This window comes from Vibrio proteolyticus NBRC 13287 (assembly GCF_000467125.1).
GTDB classification, from domain to species: Bacteria; Pseudomonadota; Gammaproteobacteria; order Enterobacterales; family Vibrionaceae; genus Vibrio; species Vibrio proteolyticus.
In genome coordinates this window covers 110,782-134,874 of the sequence record NZ_BATJ01000006.1, presented here as the reverse complement: position 1 = coordinate 134,874, position 24,093 = coordinate 110,782, and the positions used below count along the sequence as shown (strand labels likewise).

Annotated in this window: 21 protein-coding genes and 1 pseudogene; 15 read left to right on the top strand and 7 right to left on the bottom strand. The window is 50.4% G+C overall.

Annotated features, from left to right (window positions below):
- Positions 1 to 81 precede the first annotated feature (81 nt).
- The 8 genes from VPR01S_RS09355 (at position 82) to VPR01S_RS22220 (ending at position 8,399) form a co-directional block, all read left to right on the top strand.
- Positions 82 to 981, top strand: coding sequence for a DMT family transporter (locus VPR01S_RS09355; protein ID WP_021705076.1), 900 nt, complete (start codon positions 82 to 84; stop codon positions 979 to 981).
- 267 nt (positions 982 to 1,248) lie between these two features.
- A complete protein-coding gene (betI, locus tag VPR01S_RS09350; RefSeq protein WP_021705075.1) occupies positions 1,249 to 1,851 on the top strand; it encodes a transcriptional regulator BetI in 603 nt (200 codons plus the stop codon).
- 74 nt (positions 1,852 to 1,925) lie between these two features.
- Positions 1,926 to 3,386 carry a betaine-aldehyde dehydrogenase gene (betB, locus tag VPR01S_RS09345; protein ID WP_040902502.1) on the top strand — a complete coding sequence of 487 codons (1,461 nt, stop codon included), beginning with the start codon at positions 1,926 to 1,928 and terminating at the stop codon, positions 3,384 to 3,386.
- Between the two features lie 20 nt (positions 3,387 to 3,406).
- Positions 3,407 to 5,107: a choline dehydrogenase gene (gene betA, locus VPR01S_RS09340; protein WP_021705073.1), complete on the top strand. Its 1,701-nt coding sequence runs from the start codon at positions 3,407 to 3,409 to the stop codon at positions 5,105 to 5,107.
- A gap of 42 nt (positions 5,108 to 5,149) precedes the next feature.
- Positions 5,150 to 6,088, top strand: coding sequence for a choline ABC transporter substrate-binding protein (locus tag VPR01S_RS09335; protein WP_021705072.1), 939 nt, complete (start codon positions 5,150 to 5,152; stop codon positions 6,086 to 6,088).
- Positions 6,089 to 6,137: 49 nt separating this feature from the next.
- Positions 6,138 to 6,986, top strand: coding sequence for a choline ABC transporter permease subunit (choW, locus tag VPR01S_RS09330; RefSeq protein WP_040902519.1), 849 nt, complete (start codon positions 6,138 to 6,140; stop codon positions 6,984 to 6,986).
- 3 nt (positions 6,987 to 6,989) lie between these two features.
- Entirely contained in the window at positions 6,990 to 8,174 is a 1,185-nt protein-coding gene (choV, locus tag VPR01S_RS09325) for a choline ABC transporter ATP-binding protein (protein ID WP_021705070.1), read from the top strand.
- Positions 8,175 to 8,243: 69 nt separating this feature from the next.
- The gene (locus VPR01S_RS22220) at positions 8,244 to 8,399 is read left to right on the top strand and encodes a DUF2256 domain-containing protein (protein WP_081693150.1); all 156 of its coding nucleotides are present in this window, start codon (positions 8,244 to 8,246) and stop codon (positions 8,397 to 8,399) included.
- 30 nt (positions 8,400 to 8,429) lie between these two features.
- Here VPR01S_RS22220 and VPR01S_RS09320 read toward each other — a convergent pair whose 3' ends face one another.
- The 3 genes and pseudogenes from VPR01S_RS09320 to VPR01S_RS23235 all read right to left on the bottom strand — a co-directional run.
- Positions 8,430 to 9,137 carry an SDR family oxidoreductase gene (locus VPR01S_RS09320; RefSeq protein WP_021705069.1) on the bottom strand — a complete coding sequence of 236 codons (708 nt, stop codon included), beginning with the start codon at positions 9,135 to 9,137 and terminating at the stop codon, positions 8,430 to 8,432.
- Positions 9,138 to 9,159: 22 nt separating this feature from the next.
- Positions 9,160 to 10,710 carry a cryptochrome/photolyase family protein gene (locus VPR01S_RS09315; protein ID WP_021705068.1) on the bottom strand — a complete coding sequence of 517 codons (1,551 nt, stop codon included), beginning with the start codon at positions 10,708 to 10,710 and terminating at the stop codon, positions 9,160 to 9,162.
- A pseudogene (locus VPR01S_RS23235) lies at positions 10,707 to 10,958 on the bottom strand (FAD-binding domain-containing protein); the annotation flags it as partial. The pseudogene VPR01S_RS23235 and the gene VPR01S_RS09315, both read right to left, overlap by 4 nt.
- A 220-nt stretch (positions 10,959 to 11,178) precedes the next feature.
- On the opposite strand from VPR01S_RS23235, the gene VPR01S_RS09310 reads away from it, so the two are divergent.
- Positions 11,179 to 12,195 carry a GGDEF domain-containing protein gene (locus VPR01S_RS09310; protein WP_021705067.1) on the top strand — a complete coding sequence of 339 codons (1,017 nt, stop codon included), beginning with the start codon at positions 11,179 to 11,181 and terminating at the stop codon, positions 12,193 to 12,195.
- Between the two features lie 14 nt (positions 12,196 to 12,209).
- Here VPR01S_RS09310 and VPR01S_RS09305 read toward each other — a convergent pair whose 3' ends face one another.
- Positions 12,210 to 15,110 (bottom strand): HD domain-containing phosphohydrolase, encoded by a 2,901-nt coding sequence (locus VPR01S_RS09305; protein WP_021705066.1) that lies wholly within the window; start codon positions 15,108 to 15,110, stop codon positions 12,210 to 12,212.
- Positions 15,111 to 15,343: 233 nt separating this feature from the next.
- Between VPR01S_RS09305 and VPR01S_RS09300 the strand changes: the two genes are divergently transcribed.
- Entirely contained in the window at positions 15,344 to 15,625 is a 282-nt protein-coding gene (locus VPR01S_RS09300; RefSeq protein WP_021705065.1) for a putative hemolysin, read from the top strand.
- 60 nt (positions 15,626 to 15,685) lie between these two features.
- On the opposite strand, the gene VPR01S_RS09295 is transcribed toward VPR01S_RS09300, so the two are convergent.
- Positions 15,686 to 16,552 (bottom strand): YdcF family protein, encoded by an 867-nt coding sequence (locus VPR01S_RS09295; protein WP_021705064.1) that lies wholly within the window; start codon positions 16,550 to 16,552, stop codon positions 15,686 to 15,688.
- A 125-nt stretch (positions 16,553 to 16,677) separates the two neighbouring features.
- On the opposite strand from VPR01S_RS09295, the gene VPR01S_RS09290 reads away from it, so the two are divergent.
- From VPR01S_RS09290 to VPR01S_RS09270, 5 genes are all read left to right on the top strand, one after another.
- Positions 16,678 to 17,085, top strand: a complete 408-nt coding sequence (locus VPR01S_RS09290) for a hypothetical protein (protein WP_021705063.1) — start codon at positions 16,678 to 16,680, stop codon at positions 17,083 to 17,085.
- A 49-nt stretch (positions 17,086 to 17,134) separates the two neighbouring features.
- Entirely contained in the window at positions 17,135 to 17,788 is a 654-nt protein-coding gene (locus VPR01S_RS09285) for a DedA family protein (protein ID WP_021705062.1), read from the top strand.
- A gap of 364 nt (positions 17,789 to 18,152) precedes the next feature.
- Positions 18,153 to 19,523, top strand: a complete 1,371-nt coding sequence (locus VPR01S_RS09280) for an L-serine ammonia-lyase (RefSeq protein ID WP_021705061.1) — start codon at positions 18,153 to 18,155, stop codon at positions 19,521 to 19,523.
- Between the two features lie 421 nt (positions 19,524 to 19,944).
- Positions 19,945 to 20,862, top strand: a complete 918-nt coding sequence (locus VPR01S_RS09275) for a leukocidin family pore-forming toxin (protein ID WP_021705060.1) — start codon at positions 19,945 to 19,947, stop codon at positions 20,860 to 20,862.
- A 79-nt stretch (positions 20,863 to 20,941) separates the two neighbouring features.
- The gene (locus VPR01S_RS09270; protein ID WP_021705059.1) at positions 20,942 to 21,616 is read left to right on the top strand and encodes a hypothetical protein; all 675 of its coding nucleotides are present in this window, start codon (positions 20,942 to 20,944) and stop codon (positions 21,614 to 21,616) included.
- Positions 21,617 to 21,645: 29 nt separating this feature from the next.
- On the opposite strand, the gene VPR01S_RS09265 is transcribed toward VPR01S_RS09270, so the two are convergent.
- Both VPR01S_RS09265 and VPR01S_RS09260 read right to left on the bottom strand, forming a co-directional pair.
- Positions 21,646 to 22,518, bottom strand: coding sequence for a LysR substrate-binding domain-containing protein (locus VPR01S_RS09265; protein ID WP_021705058.1), 873 nt, complete (start codon positions 22,516 to 22,518; stop codon positions 21,646 to 21,648).
- A gap of 63 nt (positions 22,519 to 22,581) precedes the next feature.
- The gene (locus VPR01S_RS09260) at positions 22,582 to 23,985 is read right to left on the bottom strand and encodes an FAD-dependent oxidoreductase (protein ID WP_021705057.1); all 1,404 of its coding nucleotides are present in this window, start codon (positions 23,983 to 23,985) and stop codon (positions 22,582 to 22,584) included.
- Positions 23,986 to 24,093: the final 108 nt, after the last annotated feature.

Here is a 24,093-nt window from a genome sequence, read left to right as displayed (position 1 = left end):
CTTAACATAAAGATACTTTACAAACAGAACTTTTAGCGCTACATTCACCACAAAATTATCTCGATATAAAGATATATTTAAATGAATATACTACTCGCAATGATCCCCGCGTTTTTCTGGGGAACGACGTATGCGGTAACGCAGTTCACTCTGCCCGATTGGCCGCCACTGTTGCTGGGTGCGCTCCGTGCGTTACCCGCTGGATTGCTGTTGCTGCTGGTTCGGCCCTCCCTGCCTAAAAAACAAGACTGGCAGATTCTGTTTGTGCTTGGCCTGATCAATATTGCCACTTTCTTCGGCTTGATATTTGTTATGGCGCTGACTCTGCCTTCGGCCATCTCAGGTGTTGGAATGGTGTCCGTCCCGGTTTTTGCCATGCTGTATCATTGGGTGGTCAGCAAACGCCGTCCAAACGGTATTCAAGCAAGTTGCGGTGCAGTGCTGATCGTTCTCGCGTGGTTCTTGTTTGATCCCGGCTCCATCTCACTCAACCCCATTGGTTTAGGCGCGATGTTTGCTGCCATTATGTGTATTGTGATTGGCAGTAGCATCACCAAATCTCTGGGCAATCGCATGCATTGGTGGACAGTGCTCACCTGGCAGCTGATCCTTGGAGGAATCATTCTGAGCATCGCATCTGGTGTGCACGCAATCATGGCACCACAGCAATACGCGAACGTCGTTGAACACTTCTCGCTGCGTAATTTGGGCGGCCTGATGTGGGTTATTGGTCTCAATACCGCGCTCGGCTACGGCATGTACGTTTGGCTGTTACAGCGTATGTCAGTGGTGGATTTCACCTTTGGCGGCATTGCGAACCCGATTGCCGGCATCGTCACTGGCCTGTTATTGATGAACGAATCGTTCAGCCCGTTCCAGTACAGCCTGATGATCGGCATGATTGTCATGTCTTTATTGCCTCAGGCCATCATGGCACTTCGCCACCCAAAGCGCGAAAATAACCAAGCTACCCAACACTGATCCCCCCCTTTTCACAGGCTCCAATCACGGAGCCTGATTTCGTTAAAACACGAAAGATTCTGCTTACCATGTCAACACAGATCAAATTTTTACACCTCTAAACAAATCATCAAATCACACACCAAGTCATTGTTATAAAACAACTTAACATCCTATCCACTCAACACCAGCATGGTTATCGATTCAAATTATCATTTGAACTCTAATGATAATTGAGGCATTTTATATTTAATCGATCGTTCAATTAAAAATAAAAAGGACCTGACAATGCCAAAAGTCGGTATGCCAGACATCCGAAAACCACAACTGGTGAATGCCACCATGACCGTGATTGAACGTGTCGGTCTACACAATGCCAGCATCTCCCTGATCAGCAAGGAGGCCGGTGTGTCGACTGGTATTATCAATCATTACTTCGGCGGCAAACATGGCCTTCTGGAAGAGACCATGCGCGCCATTCTGCGCCAGTTGTCTGAAACGGTAACCTCTCGGTTAAGAGTTCTGCCCAAAGAAGCGCATCTACAACGTATCAATGCCATTATCGACGGCAACTTCGTCGGTTATCAGGCAGAAAATAAAGTCGCAAAAACCTGGCTTGCATTCTGGTCCTACTCGATGCATGACCCGGAATTAAAGCGCCTGCAGCGAGTGAACGAGAAACGCCTGCTTTCTCACTTACGAATTGAATTAAAAGCGTTGTTGCCGGGTGATACCGCAGAGATGGTTGCGCACGGCATTGCATCACTGATTGATGGTATCTGGCTACGCGGGGCGCTCAACCCCGACGGTATTAACGCAGATAAAGCCCGAACCATCATCAACGATTATCTGGACAAACAACTCACGTTTTACGCCGGCCAGGCTTACTGATTGAGTCTCCGGTCGCCAGACGAGAGTTATGACAACTCCATCATTAAATCAAAATAAATTAAGTCAGCATGCATATGGAAAAGAAATCACAATACATCAGCGGTCAGCACACTGAAGCGACCTCAGGCGAATGCTTTATCAGCTACAACCCAGCCAACGGCGAAGCCATCGCAGAAATCGGTCAAGCGTCGGCATCCGACGTGGAAGCAGCGATCGAATCAGCGCAGCGTGGATTTCAAGTTTGGTCTGCCATGACACCAGTAGAGCGCAGCCGCATTTTGCTCAAAGCTGTCGAAATCCTTAGAGCACGAAATGACGAACTGGCAAAGCTGGAAGTACTCGATACAGGTAAGCCTCTGCAGGAAGCCACCGAAGTGGACATCGTGACGGGTGCCGATGTCATTGAATACTTCGCTGGTCTGGCACCTGCTATGCAAGGCGAACAACAACCGCTGAGTGAAAACCAGTTCTTCTACACCCGTCGCGAACCACTTGGCATCTGTGCCGGTATCGGCGCGTGGAACTACCCGATTCAAATCGCGATGTGGAAATCCGCCCCTGCTCTGGCCGCCGGTAACTCCATGATTTTTAAACCGTCAGAAGAAACCCCACTGACCGCATTGAAACTGGCAGAGATCTTCACTGAAGCCGGCATGCCGGACGGCGTTTTTAACGTAGTTCAGGGCGACTACCGTGTCGGTCAGATGCTGACTGCCCACCCTTTGATTGCAAAAGTGTCGTTCACGGGTGAATCCGGTACGGGTAAAACCGTCATGTCTGACAGCGCAAAAACGCTCAAATCCGTGACGATGGAGCTGGGCGGAAAATCGCCAATGATCATCTTTGACGATGCCAACCTGGATCATGCTGTTTCTGCGGCTATGGTGGCTAACTTCTACACTCAGGGTGAAGTGTGTACCAATGGTACGCGCGTTTTTGTTCACGAAAGCCTGTATGGCCGTTTCATCGAGCAATTGAAAAGCCGTACCGAGAAGCTGATTGTCGGTAATCCTATGGACATGCAAACCCAAATTGGCGCGCTGATCTCGACCGAGCATCTTGAAAAAGTACTCGGCGCTATTGAAGCCGCGAAAGCCAGCGGCGCGACGCTGTTGACCGGTGGCTACCGCGTCACAGGTCACGGCCTGGAAAACGGTAACTTTGTCGCACCGACAGTGTTTACGGACTGCAACGATGACATGCCTCACGTGCAAAACGAAATTTTTGGTCCGGTGATGTCGGTGTTGACGTTCCGCGATGAAGACGAAGTAATTCGCCGTGCGAACGATACCGATTATGGCCTTGCCGCAGGCGTGTTCACTCAAAACCTGTCACGCGCTCACCGTGTTATCCACCAGCTTCAGGCGGGTATCTGTTGGGTCAACACCTGGGGTGATTCTCCAGCAGAGATGCCGGTCGGCGGTTACAAACACTCAGGCGTCGGCCGAGAAAACGGGCCGGAAACCCTACTCCACTATACCCAGACGAAAAGCGTGCTGATAGAGCTCGGCGACTTCGCCAGCCCTTACGCTTAAACCTCCGGAGAACAACAACTATGCAACTACGCTACGATTATATTATCGTCGGCGCGGGCTCGGCCGGCTGTGTCTTGGCTGATCGTCTCAGCGAATCCGGCGAGCATAGCGTCCTGCTGCTGGAAGCCGGCGGCACAGATCGCAGCATCTTTATCCAGATGCCTACTGCACTGTCGTATCCAATGAATACGGAAAAGTATGCCTGGCAGTTCGAGTCGCTACCTGAGCCGGGGTTGGACGGACGCCGCCTGCACTGTCCACGGGGTAAAGTGCTGGGTGGCAGCTCATCCATCAACGGCATGGTGTATGTGCGTGGTCATGCCTGCGATTTCGACGAATGGGAAACCCATGGCGCCACTGGCTGGAACTATCAGGCTTGTCTGCCCTACTTCCGCCGCGCGGAAACCTGGATTGGCGGAGAAAACGAATACCGAGGTGGCGATGGGCCACTTGGCACCTGCAACGGCAATGACATGCAGTTAAACCCCCTGTATCAGGCATTTATTGATGCGGGTCAGCAAGCGGGCTACCCGGACACCAACGATTACAACGCCTACCAGCAGGAAGGTTTTGGGCCGATGCACATGACGGTCAAAAACGGTGTTCGTGCCTCCACATCAAATGCCTATCTGCGCCGTGCGTTGAAACGCCCGAACCTGACGCTGATGAAAGGCATTGTGGCACGGAAAATCTTGATGGAGAACCGCACTGCGTATGGCATTGAATTCGAAAAGTCCGGCAAAGTGATGAAAGCTTTCGCCGCACGTGAAGTGATCTCCAGTGCCGGTTCGGTCGGTTCACCGCAACTGCTTCAGTTGTCAGGCATCGGCCCGAAGACTGTACTGGAGAATGCAGGTGTCCCTGTTGAGCATGATCTGCCAGGCGTGGGTCAAAACCTTCAGGATCACTTAGAAGTGTATTTTCAGTATGAGTGTAAGCAGCCGATCACGCTTAATAGCAAGCTGGGTTTGGTCAGTAAAGGGTTGATCGGTACAGAGTGGATTCTGACTCGCAAAGGGCTGGGTGCCACTAACCACTTTGAGTCTTGTGCCTTTATCCGCTCACGCAAAGGTCTGAAATGGCCAAACATTCAATACCACTTTCTGCCTGCCGCAATGCGTTATGACGGCCAGGCAGCATTCGATGGACACGGCTTCCAGGTTCACGTCGGTCCGAACAAACCGGAAAGCCGCGGTCACGTAGCCATTACCTCAAGTGATCCGCACGTTAAACCGGAGATCCTGTTTAACTACATTTCCACCGAGCAGGATAAGCAAGACTGGCGGGACTGCATACGCTTGACCCGTGAAATCTTGTCACAACCGGCGATGGATGCATACCGGGGCACGGAAATTCAGCCAAGCGTTGAAGTGACATCAGACCAAGCGATCGACCAGTGGGTGAAAGAGAACGTGGAAAGCGCATATCACCCGTCATGCACCTGCAAAATGGGCAGCGACAACGATCCAATGGCTGTGCTGGATGAGCACTGTCGGGTCCGCGGGATCAACAACCTGAGAGTGGTCGATTCTTCTGTCTTCCCGACCATTCCAAACGGCAACCTGAATGCGCCTACCATCATGGTGGCCGAGCGCGCAGCTGATTTCATTTTAGGTAAACCCGAATTGGCGCCATCCAACGTGCCCGTATGGATTGCACCTGACTGGCAGGACAAGCAAAGACTCCATCCGCCAGTAAGAGAGCTGGAAGACATCTCTTAATTTTTAGCACTTTAAAGTCAGTAATCATTACAAGGAAAAATCATGTCTACGACGAAAAAAACTCTGCTCACCTTCGGACTGTGTTCGATGACGGCCTTTGGTGCCTACGCCAACCAATGTGAAACCGTGCGTTTTGCTGACGTTGGTTGGACGGACATTACCGCGACCACCGCCGTCACCACCGAACTGCTGAAGGGCATGGGCTACAAAACCAAGATCGACCTGCTGTCGGTTCCGGTCACCTACTCTTCAATGGCCAACGGTGATATTGATGTCTTCCTTGGCAACTGGATGCCAACCATGGAAGGCGACATTGCCAAGTATCGCGACGCAGGCACGGTAGAAACACTGCGCGCTAACCTTGAAGGCGCCAAGTACACACTGGCCGTGCCAAAATACGTGTACGACGCTGGCGTGAAAAGCTTCGCCGACATCGCCAAAAATTCCGACAAATTCAAAAGCCGCATCTACGGCATCGAACCTGGCAACGACGGCAACCGCCTGATCCAATCCATGATTGACTCTGATGCCTTCAAACTGAACTCATTCAGCCTGGTAGAGTCAAGCGAAGCGGGCATGGTTTCGCAGGTTGCACGCGCAGTACGCCGCAATCAGTGGATTGTTTATCTGGGCTGGGCACCGCACCCAATGAACAGCAACATCGATATGGAATACCTCGACGGTGGTGACGACTACTTCGGTCCGAACTATGGTGGTGCCAGCGTCTACACCAACGTGCGTAAAGGTTACACCTCCGAATGCCAAAACGTCGGCGGATTGCTGCAAAATCTCAAGTTTAGCCTTGAGATGGAAAACGAGTTGATGGAAGCCATCCTCAACCAGAACGAAAAACCAGCCAAAGCGGCACGTGCATGGCTGAAGAAACACCCAGAACAGGTACAAACCTGGCTTAAAGGCGTGAAGACGCTCGACGGCAAAGAGGCGACTCAAGCCGTAACAACGTATCTGGACAACGCATAAGACATACAGGAGACGGTGGATGCAAATCCACCGTCCAAAAGGTAATACCGTGAATATAATAACTGACCACAAAATTCCCCTAGGCCAATGGATGGAGACCGGTGTTGACTGGCTAACCATGAACGCTTCCGGCCTGTTTGATGCGATTTCGTATTTCTTAGAGACTGTGATTTTATTCCTAGTCGACGTATTTAAATGGATGCCCCCTGCACTGCCCATCGCTATCACGGCAGCGCTGGCGTGGTATCTGCATCGCAAAGTATCTCTGGTCGTTTTTGTTGTCGCCGCACTACTGTTGATACTCAATCTGGGCTACTGGCAAGAAATGCTGGAAACCTTTGTCCTGGTGTTTGCAGCGACAACGATTTCCGTATTAATTGGCGTACCTCTTGGGATCATGGCATCCCATCGACCCTGGTTATACACCCTGTTACGGCCAATTCTGGACCTGATGCAGACCGTACCGACCTTTGTCTATCTGATCCCGACACTGGTTTTGTTCGGCTTAGGCATCGTACCGGGCTTGATTTCAACGATCATATTCGCCATCGCCGCCCCTATCCGACTCACCTATCTGGGAATGACACGTGTACCGGAAGAACTGGTGGAAGCGGGCAAAGCCTTCGGAGCCAGCCGAATGAAATTGCTGTTTAAAGTGGAATTGCCTGCGGCGCTCCCAAGCATTATGGCCGGTATTACTCAATGCATTATGTTGTCGCTATCTATGGTAGTAATCGCTGCTCTGGTAGGGGCTGACGGGCTGGGCAAACCCGTAATCCGAGCCCTGAACACCGTGAACATTTCTCAGGGTTTCGAAGCGGGCTTAGCGATTGTGTTGGTTGCCATCATTCTCGACCGCCTGTGTAAAACTCCGAATCAGAATAACAAAGAGGCCTAACCCATGGACGCGATTACAATTGAACAACTGGACGTCGTGTTTGGCGACGCTCCGCAAAAAGCACTGACGCTGCTGGACTCAGGTTTAAGCCGCCAGGAAATCATCGATCAGACCGGTCAGGTCGTCGGTGTCGACAACGTCAGCATGTCCGTCAAAGAAGGCGAAATTTGCGTGTTAATGGGCTTGTCCGGCTCAGGTAAATCCAGCCTGCTGAGAGCAGTAAACGGGCTCAATGCCATCAGCCGTGGTGCGCTTAAAGTGAAAGACGGAGACAATCAGGTTGACTTAGCACAGTGTGACGAAGCAACTCTGCGTCAACTGCGCACCCACCGTGTCTCGATGGTTTTTCAGAAATTTGCTTTGATGCCATGGCTGAGCGTACTCGACAACGTTGCATTTGGCCTGGAAATGCAGGGCGTCAGTAAAGCCGAGCGCCGTGAGCGCGCTCGCACACAGTTGGAAATGGTCGGCCTGGCGGAATGGGAAGACAAGTTCCCTCACGAATTGTCCGGTGGTATGCAGCAACGTGTCGGTCTGGCACGTGCCTTTGCGATGGACACCGATATCTTGCTGATGGATGAGCCGTTTTCCGCGTTGGATCCACTTATCCGAGCGCAGCTCCAAGATGAGCTGTTGGCGCTGCAAAGCAAGCTGAACAAAACCATTCTGTTCGTCAGCCACGACCTGGATGAAGCGCTGAAAATCGGCAACAACATCGCAATTATGGAGTCCGGCCGTCTGATTCAACATGGCAAACCGGAAGAGATCGTTCTGACTCCTAAAACTGAGTATGTAAAAGACTTCGTTGCCCACACCAACCCGCTCAACGTGCTAAAGGGCCGCTCTCTGATGCAACCAGTCACAGCACTGGAACAGCAGGGCAACCGCTGGAAGGTTTGTCAGAGCAGTGAAACTTGGGTGGAGTCGGATAACTCGGCATTTAATGTCCACAGCGATAGCGACCTGACGCTTGTGCACTGGGACGACAGCATGAGCCTGGACGACATCAATTCAGACATGCTGCTGGCCGCAACACCAGACATTGATATGCGAGACGCGATTGAACTCAAGCATCGCAGCGGCCACCCAATCCTACTGGTTGAAAATCAGCAACTGGTGGGGGTACTGGACGACAGCGACTTCTACAACGCGCTACTTGGGAATTACCAAAGCGAACACGCGGCGTGATCTGTCAGGCGGCCGAAGCACGTATGACTGACCAAGTATTCATCCGTAATCTTGAGTCAGGACAACCATATGGCACACGTAAAATGTCATCTGAACAGTAAGATTTGTCCGGTATGCCAACGACCGTTTTACTGGCGCCGAAAGTGGCAACACTGCTGGCAAGACGTCAAGTACTGCTCTGAACGTTGTCGTCGTACTCGCCAGAAATCTGCCGACAAGCACTAAATTCAAGGCCGCTCATGCGGCCTTACTCATTTACCAGGGTAACTCGCTCCCATCGTAGGCCAGAAATCGCCCGCTATCTGTCGCCTTCAAAGAGCTGAGCACAGTCAACAAATCGCGGGCCACCCGTTCGGGTGTAAACAACTTATCAGGTGCAACCTTACTTTGAAATGGCGCCGACAACGGCGTATCTGTGGTTCCAGGATGCAACGTCACCACCACGCTGGCAGGCAGGGTTCTTGACCATTCCAAAGCCAGTGTTTTAATGATCATATTCAAGGCCGCTTTCGAAGCTCGATAACTGTACCAACCACCTAACCGATTGTCTGAAATACTGCCTACTCTGGCGGACAGCGCTGCGAGCAGTGGCTGACGGCTGCCTTTGAGCAGAGGACGAAAATGTTTAGCCAGTAGCAAGGTCGGCAGCGCATTGACCATCATATTATGCATAAAGAAACCCGCTTCAACGGACTGACTGTTCTTCTCCGGCATCTGACCATCACAATGCAGCAGCCCGACGGTATTGATGATCCAATCCAAACGGGTCATGGATAAAGCCACCTGCTCGATCGAAGATTCATTTTCCACGTCCATCCGATGCCAGATAAGATTAGCGGCCACCATTTCCGGGCATTCACGGCGATAAGTGGCATGCACATTCGCACCAGAAAATCGTGATAATGCCTCCTTCACCAGCGCTCGGCCAATCCCGCCATTTCCGCCAACAATCAGAATCTCCATGTAGCACTGTTCCCCTTACACCTTACAAACTCTCAAGTCGTTGTAGATTCTTCTCTGCAGTAGCAAGAATAGCATCCTGAGCCTCCGCCGTAAGTTTGTCCCAATTGCGGTAGATCATGCCGATCCTCGGGTTATTTGCCAGTTGGTCGCGATGCTTGACCATAAATCGCCAATACAGACTGTTTAGCGGGCAAGCGAGATCACCACTGCGCTCTTTCACTCGATAGCGACACGATGAGCAATAGTCGCTCATCCGATTAATGTAAGAGCCGCTGGCCGCATACGGTTTTGTCGCAATGATGCCGCCATCGGCAAACAACGCCATCCCGCGAGTGTTGGGCATTTCTACCCACTCCAGAGCATCGACATAAATGCCCAAATACCATGCATCCACCTGATCCGGATTGAGTTCGGCGAGCATGGCAAAGTTCCCGGTCACCATCAGGCGCTGTATATGATGGGCATACGCATAGTTAAGCGACTGCGACACCGCATGATGGACGCAGTTCATGTGTGTTTGTGCGTTCCAGAAGTACTCTGGCAACGGTCGGCCGGCATTCAGAAGATTGCGCTTCGCATAACTCGGCATATTTGCCCAGTAAATACCGCGTACGTATTCCCGCCAGCCCACGATCTGTCGAACGAAGCCTTCAACCTGAGCCAGGCTGATAGCGCCTTTGGCATGATGGAAGGTATCAATCGCTGCCTCAACCACTTCGAGCGGCGAGAGCAGCTTGCAATTCAGTGCGAATGACAGGCGACTGTGGTACAAACTCCACTGGCTCGGATGCTGGCACGTCATCGCATCCTGAAATCGCCCGAAGTTTGGCAGGCAGACCTGGCAAAAATGCGCCAACTGTGTGAGCGCCTGAGCCCGGCTAACCGGCCACAACAAAGCCACCTCGGCCCGGCCAAAGTTGGCGATCTGATGACGCTGTAGTCGCTCCAAGATTTCACTGACGTCATTGGCAAACTGCAAAGGTTGAGGCAATGACTCAAGGTCGCTGGTCTTAAGTTTATTACGATTCTCTGCATCAAAATTCCACTTCCCACCCAGCGGTTTGCCTTGTTCATCCATCAACAAATCAAATCGGGTTCTCATGCGGCGATAGAAATGCTCCATCAGTACGTGCTTTCCACACGGAAACTGCTGGTCAATCTCATCAAAATTCAACAGGAAGTGCTCGCTGTCCACACAGTCGACAACCACTTTGGGCGGCGAAAAATCGGCCAACTGAGTCAACAACCTGTACTCATCCGGCCGCTGATACTGCAACAGTTCGGCCCCAGCCTGCTGACAGACGTCAGCCAACAGCTCTGTCAGAGCCCGGTAGCGTGCAGTCTGGTCCAAATCGAGGTAGTGCACCTCATGACCGGCCTCTGTCAGCGCATTGGCAAACTGACGCATGGCCGCCAAGAACGCACACTGCTTCTGAACATGATGCAGGACATAATTCTGCTCCTGGTGCAGTTCCGCGATGACGTATAATGTCTGCGTGTCAACCTGCTCGAACCAGGAATGTTGGTGATTGAGTTGCTCGCCGAGAATGAATCGCACACGCCGAAATTTCATTGCGAATTCCCCGGGTATTCCCGCGGCCAGTCAGCCACATCTCGCCCGTCAATACCGGTGACAGTCTTCCAACGTTGAATAAATCGCTGTTTCGGGTCATACATCTGAGTCTACTTCTCCAAATCAAAATGACGATGCCCTCTTGGGTCGGCGCCCACTCCTGCTAGATATTGCCAATTTCCCCAGTTTGAGGCCACATCGTAATCAATCAATTGCGATTCAATAAATGCCTGTTTTTGCCATGATAAATATGAGTAACTTTTTCTAATGATTACGCATTTTTTTTGGTTTTGATCATGTTTAACTGCAACAAATTAATGATAACGTCAGAGATCGAAAGTCACCGGAATATCAGACATCAAATAAATGTCTAATTCCTCTCAAAAACCCTACTAATACTAAAGAAAATAGCCAATTTTTAGGGTAACCTACGCGTTCTAATAAAGGATTGCCTGACAATAACGACAGATGGCCAACGACGAGTTTAAAAAATCCACTGCTAACCTACGGAAAGCAGTGCCGCTGATGATGAAAAATCATGTCGCAGCGACTCCTGCAAATTATGCGCTTTGGTATACCTATGTTGACAATGCGATTCCACAGTTGACAGTGGAAATGGATAACGTATTGGACAAGCTGGGTATTTGCCCGCCAGCAACCAACAAAATGCTGTACAACAACTATGTAGCCACCAAAGCCGAGACCAGTATTTCGGATCTGCGTTCGAATATCGAAGTGCTGGTGCACGAAGTCTCCAGCACCATGTCAGACACGCTGGATGATACGTCTGCATTTTCCACGATGATTGATAAGAAAATTGATCAGCTCGAAGCAGCGCATAACGGAAACATGTCCATTGAAGACGTGATGGGATTAGTACGTGATTTGGTGACCGAATCACGTGAAATTCGTCATTCCACTCGTTTTCTTAACAGCCAGCTCAACACGGCCAGTGGCGAGATCCGTCGCCTCAAAGAGCAATTGGCTGAGGTACAGCAGGACGCGCTATTCGATAGCCTGTCCAGCCTTTACAACCGCCGTGCGTTTGATGAAGATCTGGAAACGCTGTGCGCGGCCAACCAGAATCTGAGTCTGATCCTGCTCGATATCGACCATTTCAAAGGCTTTAACGATACCTATGGCCACTTATTTGGCGATACCATCATTAAGAGTCTCGCTCGTCGCTTGCAACTCTCCTGCCGTGAAGGCATTACCGCCTATCGTTATGGCGGTGAAGAGTTTGCCGTGATTGTGCCGAACAAATCACTGCGAATCACACGCCAGTTCGCCGAAACACTGCGCCGGGCCATTGAAAAGCTGTCAATCAAGAATAAACGTACTGGCGATCCGGTCGGCAATATCACCGCGTCGTTTGGTGTCGCTGAGCTGGAAGCGGGTGAAAGCGCTTTGTCTCTGGTCGACCGGGCAGATCAGCAGTTGTACGAGGCCAAACACCTCGGCCGAAATCGCGTTATGCCAGTCTAGTCCAACGGCCCCGCTCAGTACGATAAGTACTGAGCTTCATCAACGTCATCAATCTGCTCGGGCTTTAAAAATGCCCGCGCGTATTGCATGTATACCCCTGACTCAATAAACAAACGAAATAAATCCGGGTCGATGTGCTCATCGGCCACCATGCGCGTCATGATTTGCAGCGATTCCGATAAGGTCTTGGCTTTTTTATAAGGCCTATCTGTACTGGTCAGCGCCTCAAAAATATCGGCTATCGCCATAGCCCGTGCAGTCAGTGGCATCTCGCTCGCTTTTAGCCCCAGTGGATACCCCTGCCCGTTCATCTTCTCATGATGCCCACCCGCGATTTGCGGGATCCGGCGCATGTGACTCGGAAACGGCAATGACTCCAACATCACAATGGTCTGTACAATGTGATCATTAATGATAAAGCGCTCTTCTTCATTCAACGTCCCGCGCTTGACCGACAAATTATACAACTCGCCCTGATTCGCCTGATATTGCGTTGGCTGGAGGTTAAAGCGTGCGTCACGAGTCCGATCGCCTTTCCACGCAATCAGGTGTTCTGGTTTGTCTTCCAGCAAGTGTTCAAAGTCTGGGGTTTTCACTGTGGATTGGACCAGCCTGTCGCTCTCTTCCCATGACAATCCGAGTGACTTATCCATGGTCCGCAACCATTTTCGTTGTCCGATGCGCTTAAGCCGCTCAACATCTTCGTCCATGACAAACTGCTCGCCCTGATTGAGGTCCGCGATAAAGGCAAACTCCTCGTCCAGTTCACCCATTCTTTGCTCCATTTCTTGCATCGCTTCATTAGGCAGTACCGGCGGTAGAAATCGTCTGCATACTTCCAGTTCCACATCGCGCTTAAGCACCTCAAACCGGGTACGTATTTCATGAATCCGGTTGTAGATAGTCTCCAGTTTGGTGGCTTTGTCGACCACATGCTCTGGCGTAGTGATCTTGCCACAGTCGTGTAACCACGCCGCGATGTGTAACTCTTCGAATTGGTTGGGGCTCATCGAAAATGCTTTGAATGGCTCACGATCGGAATCATGCGCCGCCTTACTCAACCATTCAGTTAACACCGGGACACGTTGACAGTGGTTGCCAGTATATGGGGATTTGGTGTCCATCGCACTCGCCATCAACTTGATGGTTGAGTCCAGTAACGCCTTCTGATCTTTGAGTAACTTGCGCGTATCAAGTGTCACCGATAAATAACTGATCAACATTTCGATATAGTGGGTATAGCGCTCCAAATACTGCTGTCGCTGCTCTCCTTTGTACAATACCCCAAAAGTGCCGATGACCTGACGTTGTCGGTCCAGCAAAGGATAAAAGACGTAATCGCCCTGCTCACCGGATTTAAGCACCGACGACGGCATACCTCGCACCTTGTTACCGTCCAGTACCGTGCGTTGCTTGGCAATAAAAACATCGCGGACAAAATGACTGGCGCGTTGAGTAGGCATGTTTTTCTTTTCGAATGCACTCAGCTCCAAAGGGTCTGCCTCCTCCCACCAAACATGCCGGGGCTTCAGCAGATGATGTTCGGAATCCAGCAGATACAGAAAGACGCCTTTGGCTTCGATCGCATCACTCACTTCGTCACACACCATATGCAGCAGTTTGTCAGTGTCCGCTTCATGCGCAATCCGGCTGGTCAGCATCACAAAGCGTTGCAGTGTCGCCTGCATACTTTGTAATGATGAACGCAACTGATAAATCTCTCTGACGCGCGAGTAAATGCCATTTTCTGTCGAAAAATCGAGCCGTTCGATCGCGCGTGCCCGATTCGTTTCCTGGCGAATCGGCTTTGCTATCATCTGCGAAATCAAATACGCCAACGGAATCACAATTAAAATCAGAGCAACCGACAAATACACGGTATTGCGTCGAATCACTTGTGCCTGGTGCAGCAGCTCATCCGATTTTGCCGCCATCAGCAAATGTAATGTTTTACCTGGGTAAAACTCCACATCCGCCAGCGCGCCGAACCACTGCTCCCCATTGTATTCAAACTCACCCAGAGCGTTGGTTTTAGATTGCTGTTGTACCGCGCTGGTGATCATCGGGGAGTTGAGATCACTGAGATAAATGCGGCGATTGTTGAGACTGCGGTTCTGAACGTCAAAATAGCTCGGGTCACTAAAGGCATAAACCTGTTGGTGATCATCAAACAGCACCCTGACCGAAGACTTTTCTACTAAGGTTTCTCGCAGCGAGTCGGAGAGATTCTGCAACAGTACATCGGCTGCAAACACGGTGCCATTTGCGGCTTTACGGTGGATGGTCAGCCCCACCTTTTGCAGTCGATAGAAGAAATACGGATCTGAGATGCGCGCTTCCTCAACTACAGATTGCTTGAACCAGTCCCGCGTGCGGGGATCAAAGTTGTCGGAGGGTTCAGTCGTCCGGTACAGTTCATGAAAATCCGTGTCATAAAACGCCATAACAAAGCGGTTGGAATACACGCTGGAGCTGGCGGCAACGAAACGAGCATGTGCTGGTGCCTTCATGTCCTCTTTGTATTGCGGTGTGCTCAGGTGGCTCACCACAAAAAAGTCACCATTTGGATAACTGACTGTGTAAGAGGTGATGTGAGGGTACTCCAGTAACAAGCTGCCAATTTCATACACGTATTCAATCCGTTGGTTAAAAGAGCTGGCACTGGCTAAGTTACCTTGTCGGAACGCACTGATGGCGGACAAGGCAGGATCATACTGAGCTTTCAGTGTGCCGTGTGTTTCGCTGGCAATCCGAGAAAAGATTTTTTTATTTGCCTCAAGCAGCACGCTTTCCATACTGCGGTTAGTGAGCCAGATTTGCGTCAGGCTCATACAGAGAATCAACACCACAAACAGCGTCGATATGTGTATGTGCAACGGAAAAGAAAAACGTTTCTTATGGTCGACCCTGATCATTGCGGCACTCCGTCTCTGTTCATAAAACTTTAGTACAGACTGGGAGTTAGCGACTTTTTTTCACCATAACAGCTGTCGTGAAATTGCGACTGAAGGAATTTTGGCGCCGTGCCACTGGTATATGTCGGCGAATTCTTAGACCTCTTCGGCGTTTTTGACACACTTAAGACAATGTTTTTCATAAGGTTGTCTATACTGGCAAGGCCAATCTTTCAGTTACCTTGGAGTACAAAATGAAGAAATCCTATCTATTGGTGGGGCTAGGGGCAGCCGCTGCACTGCTGGCAGGTTGTTCGAATGAACCTGATAAATACGACGTAAAAGAGTATACCTCTATCGCTAACCCGGCTTCGGTGTACTGTGTTCAACAAGATGGCAAACTGGAAACCGTCACCGAGAACGACCAACGCGTCACCTACTGTGTTTTCTCTGAAAATGACCGCACTGAACAGTGGGAATACTACCGCGAACATCAGAAAAAAGCCGACAATACATCGATGCAAGACGCTCAGTAATCGATCACCTGGCAAGAATGAGAAAAGGACACCATCAGGGTGTCCTTTTTCGATTTGACCTCAGCGAGCTCCCCACCAGCGCCCAACATGGCCTTGCTCTGGGTCACACCAGCGATTCAACAGCGTCAAATTATGATCAAACACCATCAACGCATCGCTGACTAATTCTGGTCTGAGCGGCGGTTTAGTCAGCATCATCATTTCGCCTAGCAGCCCAGCCACACTCACCAGTGCTGGTGCTTGCGCATCATTCAAGCGATCACTGACACTCTGCAACGTATCTCGCGTCTGATAAAATACGGCCTGATGCCGATTTGTGACATTGTCACGAAAGCAGCGATTCTGGTAACCTTCCAGAAACACACGATAAAGTGTTAACTGATCAACCAGTGCAAATAGCTGCCCGCGCTCGCCTGCATACGGATAAGGCGCAGCCACGTGTTGGGCCTGACTGAGGCTGATGTCCAAATGCAAGCCATGCTGCGCGCAACGCTCAATCAAAAGACGCAGTAACCCCTGCTCGGGCATCTGCTTTTCGACCATCAAAATCCGTTTCAGATGGTAATCAGTAGACACCAAGGTAACCGCTATCGTTTGACTGGCATTGACCACGCCAGATGAAAGCAGCGTTTGTGCCATGCAGGTCATGTTCTCAATCGTATTGGTTGAGCGCTGCTCGATCACAACCTGAGCGGGCGGGAAATCCCATCCTGTTTCCAGGCACAAAGACTCAAACCGCGTTTTCATCGCCGCCGATTCAGATTGTGTTTGACTATCGCTGTAGCCGCCGCATATTGCCAACACCGTACGATTCACATCGTAATGACTCAGCGCTTCAAACGCGGCACAGATTCTCGCTTCGCCTTCAGGCGTTAACTGATTGCCGACCAAGCGTTTACCCAACACGATCACTAAGCGGTCTATCATACCCATTCCAATGTAAAGGCCGATTTGTCCCATTATTGCAGAGCATGACAACCCAACCGAGTTTTGCGTTGCTTTTTCTCGATTCCCGCCACATACTCGGGCCAGACCGGAGTGAGTTGTGAAGTATGATTCGTTGTAAACTGTTTCGCGCAGGCCCGTTTTTATTGGTGGTGATGTTGATGTCGCTGATGACATCTGCCTTGCCACACCTAAAAAATGAGCGTGGCGAAGCAAGGTTCACCCCAGAGTCACTGACCGAACAACACCATTCCTCTCACTGGTTAAACGAAGCGTTTTATCTCCAACAAGCGATTCTTCCTGCTGCCAATTCACGCCACTATGGCAAAGCACCGGATAAGAATACGCTCTCAGCCGACAGTGATTTACTCAGCGATCTGACCAATCTGGCTTGCGTGATTTTACTGCTCGCGACTCTGATCTCTGTCGTGTTGCGCCAGGTCGTATGCCGAGACCGACACTGGCATAAACGCTATCGATTCCTGCACCTGCAATACCGCTACTTACAGGCCTGACAACCGCTTTACCTCGCTATTTGTTCCCATTTCAATTTCAGGTAAGCCTATGTTTCATTCTGTAATCAATATTGTGGATGCCTTGTGGCATCAAAACATCGACGCGCTGACGCAAACTAGCATGCTTTCTTTATACGTGTGTATCGGGGTAATCATCTGGTTAGAGAGCGCTTTTCTACCCGCGGCTCCTCTGCCTTGCGACAGTGTCATTATACTCAGTGGCAGCCTTGCCGCACTCGGCGTCATCGACTTGTACACCATCATTGCGGTGCTGACGGTCGCCGCCTGGCTGGGCAGTTTGCTGGCGTATTATCAGGGGCGTCAACTGCAATACTGGCCGCGTGTAAGACAGTGGCTCACACACGTTCCCGAGCAACATCTCACCACTACCGACCGATTGCTGGGTAAGTACGGCTTGGTGGCACTCTTTCTGGCACGCTTTCTGCCGGTTGTGCGTTCCTTAGTGCCTCTGGTCATGGGGCTACGGGAACAAAACGGTTACCGTATTATCCATCTCGCCGCCATCAGTTCAGCATTATGGATTGCCATTCTGGTCTTGCTGGGATACAGCCTTAAATTCCTGCCAGAATCGTTATCCAAACCCGTGACGATGCTACTGATGTTGGCCCCTTTGATCACGCTCGCCATCGGCATTATCAGTGTGACGATTGGCTGGTGGATGAAAAAACGCACTCGTGCCTGAAGCCATCGGCTTATCATTATGGCTCAGCTCGTCTGAGCCATCCCTCCCCCGCAGAAACAATGATCGCTCAAGCATTTTTTAAGTAACCTCAAACTTCGTCGGTATTTGCACCTCTGTCGTTGTGCTAACGTGGTTTAGCCTTGCTCAATAAACGGCCAGTTGACTAAATGTTCTCTGTAGGAAAGCAGGCGAAGGTCAATGACACACCATAAGAAGTCTGTCAGACCACCAGAGAGCAAAAAGCCTGACCAACAACTAAAATTTATAAATAACCAGAAGCACTTATTCGCACAACCCACCTGATGCTCAGTACTGTTGTATCGCTGTGGTTGCCCTTAGCACTGTCGTAGTAGGTAAAAATTATATGCTGTCAATATTCGATATTTTCAAAATTGGCGTCGGCCCTTCCAGTTCTCACACCAATGGGCCTATGATCGCAGGTTATCAGTTTACCCGCCTGATAGAGCCTCAACTCCGGCTCGTTGAGCGTATTCAAGTCGATCTTTACGGTTCATTATCTCTGACTGGCAAAGGTCATCATACGGATCGTGCCGTCATTCTCGGTCTGCTGGGTAACCGTCCGGACACCATTAAAATTACCAGTGCCAATGAAGCGATGCGCACCGCCATTGATGACGGCAAACTCGCGTTGTCCGGCGACAAAATCATCACCTTCAACTACGACAGTGACATTCTGTTCCATCGTGACAACCTGCCGTTGCATGAAAACGGTATGACGATTACAGCATTTGACCAGCACGGTAATCAGGTTGGTTTCGAAACCTATTACTCGATTGGCGGCGGTTTCATCGCCACCGCCGATGAACTTGAACACGGCAGTAAAGAAGAGAGCGTCAGCGTGGAGTACCCGTTTAGTAGCGCCGAAGAAATGCTGGAGCTGGCTGAACAAAACGGGCTGAGCCTCGGCGGCATGGTGCTGCGCAACGAATTGGCGTTTCAAGACATGGATACCATTGACCAGAAGGCGGAGCAGATTTGGCGGGTCATGAGCCGCTGTATGGAACGTGGCTTTGAAACCGAAGGTATTCTGGAAGGAGGACTGAACGTAACACGCCGGGCCCCCAACCTGCTCAAAAAGCTTGAAGCGAACGCCGCTATCGAAAATGACCCGATGGAAATCATGGACTGGATTAACCTGTTTGCCTTTGCCGTTAGCGAAGAAAATGCAGCGGGCGGTCAAGTGGTCACGTCACCGACAAATGGAGCCGCGGGCGTTATACCTGCGGTTTTAATGTACTACCACCGCTTTATCAAAACACTTGATACCAAACAATTGAAAGATTTTTTGGCCGTCGCTGGAGCCATCGGGATCCTGTACAAAACTAATGCATCGATTTCCGGAGCTGAAGTCGGTTGTCAGGGCGAAGTTGGCGTGTCTTCCTCCATGGCGGCCGCGGGCCTGACAGCACTGCGTGGCGGCAGTAACGAGCAGATGTGCATCGCTGCGGAAATCGCCATGGAGCACTCACTGGGTATGACCTGTGACCCAATCGGCGGATTGGTGCAGGTACCGTGTATAGAACGAAACGCCATGGGTGCCGTCAAAGCCATCAATGCATCCCGAATGGCACTCAAACGAACCAGTAAATGCCTTATTTCTTTAGATAAGGTCATTGAGACTATGTATCAAACCGGTAAAGATATGAATAAAAAATACCGAGAAACATCACTGGGTGGTCTCGCTATTATTCATATGGCACCACCATGTGAATAAATACCGCCTTCAAATATCTCCCCCATAAAGGCAGGCAGCACCTGCCTTTATTATTTAACAATTACAATAAAATAAATAAACAACGAAAAATTATTAATTATTTCTTCCTGTTTTATTTTCAAATAAACCATTTAAATAAGCGATAACAAAAACAGGATAAACTTAAATAGAATAAACTTAAATAGAATAAACTTATTAAACCAATGCTAATTCATTGTTATTTAAGATGTAGAGTCGCACATAATGAGATCTTAATCCCACTAATTCGTTATTTTCCTTTTTTTATTAAAATATAAAAAGCAAACTCCACGGGCTTATTTATTAAGTGAAAATCAATAAACATCCATATAAGAAAATACTCATAAAGCTTATTAGAAAATAATAAATAAACTTTATGAGCAGCCTAAAATAGGACACAACAATGAAAAAACGGCACCTTTCTGCGAGTGTCATTGCACTCGCTTTGGTTGGCGCTTTGGCACCTGCACACGCTGAAGACACGCTGAAAGCTTACACCTCTACCCTGCTAGAACTGGATGATAGCGACGCTCGCGCTAAAAAAATCCGCTTAATTTACTCCCTGGAAAACGTCTGGAATCAGACTTTACTGCCTAATGGCGCCAAAGAAGCGAAATTGATCCTAAACGGCGGCTCAGGTTTCGATATGACGAACGTTCCGAACAAAGAACAAATCTATGGGTTCGCGTTCGGTGGGGATTACCGCTACACGGTTCCAACAGCGTTTAAGTTGGCGTTAAGCTACCTCAATGGTGCACCTCTGCGTCATATGAGTCACGCTCCGGAAAATACCATTGCGACAGCATCGGTAAGCGAATCGCTGGACTTTAACCTGGGCTTTACCGCGTCACAGTCTCCATCAATAAACGGTGGTATTTCCTGGAGCAATCGAGTGACTTACGATCAACCAGAGTTCCAGACGGTTGCGGACTTTAACCAGACCAACGAGAGCATCAGTTGGTTAATCGAAAACCGCACCATCCGTAACCACACGCCAGCAAAAGACTGGTTACTGTATCGCTGGACCAGCTGCGACATGGGCAACCTGATTGACTATAACGAACTGCCTGTTGTCATGCGTTCTGACTTCAAACCACAGGTCGGCGCGGTTTACCGTAAAAATGACATTCAGGATGGTCAGGAAACAACAGAGATCAAACTGGTCGCAGGCTGGCGTAAAACCAACTACTACTTTGGTCGCGACTGGTGCAGTTGGTACACCACTCCAGAAAATACCTGGAAGAAAAACCACGACAACAGTCAGTGGACCGAAACCAGCCGAGCCGTAACCATCGCCTGGAACGACGCGCTCTACCATTAACAGTTTTGCCGGTGGCCACAAACTGATGACGTGTGGTTGCCGGCTTTTTCCTGCGACGAATAACGGCAAGATAATTCCAATGGCAAACAAAAAATCACTCCTGATTGGTAGCGCGCTGACCGTGTGTGCCGCACTCGGCATCCTCTGGTTGAGTTCGACACCAGCGACGTCGCCAGCCGACATTGAAGCAGCCATCGAGGCACAAAATGAGACTCCCCCCACTGAGACAGCAGTGGTGCCAGCCTCAAACTCCGATGACACCCAAACTGTCGCGTCCGTCTCACCCATACCAGCTCACGTCGATGTGGTTTCTGAGACGGTTGAAACCACCCCATGGTTGTCAGCCCCAATCACACCACTGAGTAATGAACTGTACGACTTCATTGAAGCGGAAGAAGTGAGCTACATCAGTACCACAGATTATCCCTTTGATGAGCACAAACAGACTCAGTTGCGAGCGTCAATCAAACAAGGTTCGATGATCATGTTTGACAATACGGATCCAGATTACCTGGACAGCTACGGAGTCAGTGAAACAGAGGTGGTCTCAGAGTATTTCGGTACCGCGTCTGAAGGTGATGTGATCATTGCAACGGGCGTCACCAGAGAAGATGGCAGTATTCACTATCTGGTTTTGCCGCTGAGAAATACAGACGACGCAGACACTAGCCAATTGATAGAGGATACCAAACTGGCGGTCACTCTGCTGAAAGAGCAAAAAACCGATCTGGCGTCCGCCAATCGGTCAGAATAACCCACCAACCGCAGCAACGCTGCGGTTGTTTATTGCAAGGCCTGAGTCAGCCAGTGACAAAAGTGATCCGAAATCGGACTCTGGTGACGCACAATCAGGTAATGCCCTCCCTCCGTTACCAGGCCATACTCTCCGACCCGACACAAGGCTCCCTGCCTGAGCGCTTCCTGCACCAGCACATCACGCACCATGAGCACACCAAGATGGTTGACCGCCGCTTCCACCGCTAACAAGGTATGATCAAACTGTATCGACATGGTTAAACGGCGCTTTGCCAATCCATACTGGCTGAACATCTGTGCCCAATTCTCCTGATAACCGCTGATCGCCAACTTATCCGCCGCCAGAAGTTCATGCATTGTGCGAATCGGATTCAGCTTCAGATAACCCGGACTGGCGACAATGACCCAGCGCTCATGGGTCAATCGCCTTGCCGTATAACTCGCATAGCTTCCCGGATAGCCATTGAGGATCTCGATATCAGCGCAACGACTGTCATCCGGCAACGGATCGGACGTAGTAGTAAGCTTGATCGCAAGGTCCGGAAACTGTCTCCTGAAGTCAGCTAACCTAGGAATCAACCATTGATGGCAAAAGCTTTGCGCTACCCTAACATGCAACTCTGCGCGCTGCTTTTTGAGAAATAACTGTTCGGTACTGGCCGACACACTCTGAAAGCTATTGGTCAGAACCGGTAGATAACGAAGCGCATGCTGAGTCAGGCTCAATTGGCTGCCTTTGCGCTCAACCAATCGGGCATCGAGAAAATGCTCCAGTTGCTTTACTTGTTGGCTGACCGCCGCCCGGGTGACATTCAGCTCCGCGGCGGCTTTTGTAAAACTCAGGTGACGCGCCGTCGCTTCAAAAGCGCGCAATGCATTAAGAGGTGGCAGTGATGGCATCAGAATTTCGGCTAAAGGATTTACCTCGCATTGTATGAACAAGCTGTGACACTTTGGTGACGCTTACGCCAGTTTATCGGCTTTGCCGGCCGCAGCAGCGAGCTTCGATAGCCACTTATCCATCCGCCGGGGGCGTTCTTCACGGTCTTCTGCTGCTTCTTTACGTCGGACTGCATCGCGCACCACCATTGCACCAAGCCAGCGAAAAGGCTCTGGAGGAAAGTATCCCAACGGCCCTTTTGCCAGTCCACAGTTGGCCCAGTCATTATCTTGTTCCAAAACCAGTGAGGACAGAATTTTTCCGCCAATTCTCGTCTGTACCACACCATTACCAGAATAACCGAATCCATAGCAGATATTCTGTTGCTCCTCTAAGTGGCCAAAGAACGGCAGACCCGTGACCGAACGATCCGAGCCGCCACTCCAGTGATAATCGAAACGAACCGAACCAAGATCAGGAAACAGGCATTGGAAAGAGCGCGTCAACAACGACAGGTACCGCGTTGGCTGATTGAACATAGGATCAACCCGATTCGCAAATGAAAACCGGTTGCCCCCTTTTCCCAACATCAAACGTCCGTCCGGCGTATCCCGGTAGTAATGGACGAAAATACGTGAATCCACCACCGCACAACCCGGCTCCGGCCCGTGTTGTTTCAGCAGCTCCGGAATCGGCGCGGTGATCGCCATGTCAGAAGACACCACAACGATACTGCGTTTGAGCTGTCGAAAATGCTCAACCATCCAGGCATTCAGTGCCAACACCACTTTATTGGCTGAGATGATTCCCTGAGGTGTATGCACCTTCGCTGGTTCACCAAACGTCAATTCTGTCATCGGCGTATTTTCATATATCCGCACACCAAGCCCGATAGCATGACGGCGTAATCCTCGCACTAACAACGCCGGCTGAACGGACCCTGCTGCGGCTGAATAATAACCCTGAATATGTCGGCGGGAGCCTGCCAACATAGCAATGTCTTCATCACGACATGCATGCCAACTGTTGATACCCAAACGCTCAAGCTCATCCACTGTAGGTTGCATGGTATCTTTTTGTGCTGGGTTGGTCGCGGTGTAGTAGGTCCCGCTGCGGCGCAACTCCGCTTCTATTCCATACTTTTGGCAGAAGGTTTCAATCTCATACACCGCCTGTTCAGATTCTCGCACCAGCCACGAGGCGTGCTGCTCACCAAACAAGCGTTTCAGCGTTGGGTATTTGGTCGACCAGGTCAGCATGCAGCCACCATTCGCTCCGGATGCGCCGCTGCCACACAGCCCTTTATCTATCACGACAACATCCAGATCCGGCTGTTGCTGCTTGATCAAAATTGCGGTCCACAGCCCAGTGTAGCCGCCTCCGACTATCGCGACATCGGCCTGAGTATCTTGAGAGAGTACGTGCGGGGCCGACGCTATTTCTTGTTCAAGCGCTTGTTTAAACCAAAAGGAAGGATGGTGAGACATAATAATTCCCTGTTCATTTGCTTACTCGCAGAGTAACGCTGAACAGGGCGGCGGCGTAGCAAGAACATCTTACGCCTGCCCGCAGATTTTCTAACGGCATAAAAAACG

What these genes read in the sequence shown, in the direction of transcription:
- betI (WP_021705075.1), top strand. Translation starts at nt 1,249, where the DNA reads ATGCCAAAAGTCGGTATGCCAGACATCCGAAAACCACAACTGGTGAAT.
- VPR01S_RS09285 (WP_021705062.1), top strand. Translation starts at nt 17,135, where the DNA reads ATGTTTCATTCTGTAATCAATATTGTGGATGCCTTGTGGCATCAAAAC.
- VPR01S_RS09275 (WP_021705060.1), top strand. Translation starts at nt 19,945, where the DNA reads ATGAAAAAACGGCACCTTTCTGCGAGTGTCATTGCACTCGCTTTGGTT.
- VPR01S_RS09355 (WP_021705076.1), top strand. Translation starts at nt 82, where the DNA reads ATGAATATACTACTCGCAATGATCCCCGCGTTTTTCTGGGGAACGACG.
- choV (WP_021705070.1), top strand. Translation starts at nt 6,990, where the DNA reads ATGGACGCGATTACAATTGAACAACTGGACGTCGTGTTTGGCGACGCT.
- VPR01S_RS09265 (WP_021705058.1), bottom strand. Translation starts at nt 22,518, where the DNA reads ATGCCATCACTGCCACCTCTTAATGCATTGCGCGCTTTTGAAGCGACG.
- VPR01S_RS09290 (WP_021705063.1), top strand. Translation starts at nt 16,678, where the DNA reads ATGATTCGTTGTAAACTGTTTCGCGCAGGCCCGTTTTTATTGGTGGTG.
- VPR01S_RS09300 (WP_021705065.1), top strand. Translation starts at nt 15,344, where the DNA reads ATGAAGAAATCCTATCTATTGGTGGGGCTAGGGGCAGCCGCTGCACTG.
- VPR01S_RS22220 (WP_081693150.1), top strand. Translation starts at nt 8,244, where the DNA reads ATGGCACACGTAAAATGTCATCTGAACAGTAAGATTTGTCCGGTATGC.
- VPR01S_RS09305 (WP_021705066.1), bottom strand. Translation starts at nt 15,110, where the DNA reads ATGATCAGGGTCGACCATAAGAAACGTTTTTCTTTTCCGTTGCACATA.
- betB (WP_040902502.1), top strand. Translation starts at nt 1,926, where the DNA reads ATGGAAAAGAAATCACAATACATCAGCGGTCAGCACACTGAAGCGACC.
- VPR01S_RS09335 (WP_021705072.1), top strand. Translation starts at nt 5,150, where the DNA reads ATGTCTACGACGAAAAAAACTCTGCTCACCTTCGGACTGTGTTCGATG.
- VPR01S_RS09260 (WP_021705057.1), bottom strand. Translation starts at nt 23,985, where the DNA reads ATGTCTCACCATCCTTCCTTTTGGTTTAAACAAGCGCTTGAACAAGAA.
- VPR01S_RS09315 (WP_021705068.1), bottom strand. Translation starts at nt 10,710, where the DNA reads ATGAAATTTCGGCGTGTGCGATTCATTCTCGGCGAGCAACTCAATCAC.
- VPR01S_RS09270 (WP_021705059.1), top strand. Translation starts at nt 20,942, where the DNA reads ATGGCAAACAAAAAATCACTCCTGATTGGTAGCGCGCTGACCGTGTGT.
- VPR01S_RS09320 (WP_021705069.1), bottom strand. Translation starts at nt 9,137, where the DNA reads ATGGAGATTCTGATTGTTGGCGGAAATGGCGGGATTGGCCGAGCGCTG.
- VPR01S_RS09310 (WP_021705067.1), top strand. Translation starts at nt 11,179, where the DNA reads ATGGCCAACGACGAGTTTAAAAAATCCACTGCTAACCTACGGAAAGCA.
- VPR01S_RS09295 (WP_021705064.1), bottom strand. Translation starts at nt 16,552, where the DNA reads ATGATAGACCGCTTAGTGATCGTGTTGGGTAAACGCTTGGTCGGCAAT.
- betA (WP_021705073.1), top strand. Translation starts at nt 3,407, where the DNA reads ATGCAACTACGCTACGATTATATTATCGTCGGCGCGGGCTCGGCCGGC.
- VPR01S_RS09280 (WP_021705061.1), top strand. Translation starts at nt 18,153, where the DNA reads ATGCTGTCAATATTCGATATTTTCAAAATTGGCGTCGGCCCTTCCAGT.